The 1,386-nt window shown below is 39.2% G+C and carries 2 protein-coding genes; both read left to right on the top strand.

Annotated features, from left to right (window positions below):
• The coding region (locus tag JCM25146_RS21800; RefSeq protein WP_199897775.1) for a GLUG motif-containing protein at positions 1 to 1,067 on the top strand (1,067 nt) is incomplete at its 5' end.
• A gap of 1 nt (position 1,068) precedes the next feature.
• The coding region (locus tag JCM25146_RS22310) for a hypothetical protein (RefSeq protein ID WP_148299136.1) at positions 1,069 to 1,386 on the top strand (318 nt) is incomplete at its 3' end.

The following is a 1,386-nucleotide window of genomic DNA, read 5'->3' on the forward strand; positions in this document are numbered from 1 at the left end:
TTATTGGTTATTTTTTTGGTCAAGCCAATAATGAAATAAAAAATTCCCATTCAACAGGAAATATAAGTTATTCAGGAAGAACAAATGTAGGTGGTTTAGTTGGAATTTTAAATAATGGAAGTATTTTAAATTCATACGAAACCGGATCTATAATTGGAACATATAATTCTTCCGCCGCTATTGGCGGCTTGGTAGGGATGTCTGCATCTGGTACTAATATTTCAAATTCCTACGAAACTGGTTCAATTACCGCAGATAAGGTGGATCCTTCACTTAACAGTCCATCTAACACTGGAAATTTTGGTGGATTAATTGGATATTCAGCATCCAACATCGAAAATTCTTATGCAACAGGAAACATAGAAACCAAAGGCGCGCAGAGTATTGGTGGTTTAGTTGGATCCGAACTTGCAGGAAATATTTCAAATTCCTATACCTCTGGAAATTTAACTGGATACAACACTTCATCTATTGGTGGTTTAGTTGCTCTTGATTATTCATATCAATCATCAATAGTTAATTCTTATTCTTCAGGGAATATTAATTCATCGAATTCTATGTATGTAGGCGGATTTGTGGGACAAAATTCTTCAGCAACAATTACGAATTCTCATGCAACAGGGAATATTAACTCCGAAAATTCACAGTACATCGGGGGATTTATAGCGTATGGCGGTGGGATCATAAAAAACTCTTACGAAACCGGAAGTATTTATGAAAAAACAGATGATAAAAATGTATTTTCCATAAATGTTGGCGGTTTTGTTGGGACAAGCACTTACATGGATATAAGTAATTCTTACTCTTCTGGCAATGTCTCAGAAACGTCAACTGTTTCGAATTCAAGCAACCTAGGCGGTTTTGTAGGTAGCAATGATAACGTTATTACAGATGCTTACGCGCTTGGGTCTGTTTCGAAAACAGGAAGTGGAAACATTAACGACCATATCGGTGGATTTGTTGGTATGAATGACATGAATATTACCGATGCTTATTCCATTGGTTCTGTCACAGAACAGTCCAGTCCCCAAATGGGGGATGATTGGTGGATTTGCAGGTTACAGTAGCATGTCAATTAAAGATGGATATTTTGATACAGATACAAGTGGTACCACCAAAGGGGTCGGCAATGGCAGCAACACAGTAATCGGTCTAACCACTGCGGAATGGATCGCGAATGGCCCCGGGAGTGCGACCAGCCAATATGCATTCGTCAACCCAACCCTGTGGGCTAAAGGCACGCCATACGCATATCTGTCGACATTACCCTATGTTATCGTTACTGCAAATGGAACGCAGGTTTACGGCACAACAGCCATAAACGCACAAATTGACAGTGCAATAAACCAGTCTGGACAAAATATTGCGTCCACTTTGTCTGTGGGT

Source organism: Acetobacter okinawensis JCM 25146, from assembly GCF_000613865.1.
Taxonomy (GTDB): Bacteria; Pseudomonadota; Alphaproteobacteria; order Acetobacterales; family Acetobacteraceae; genus Acetobacter; species Acetobacter okinawensis.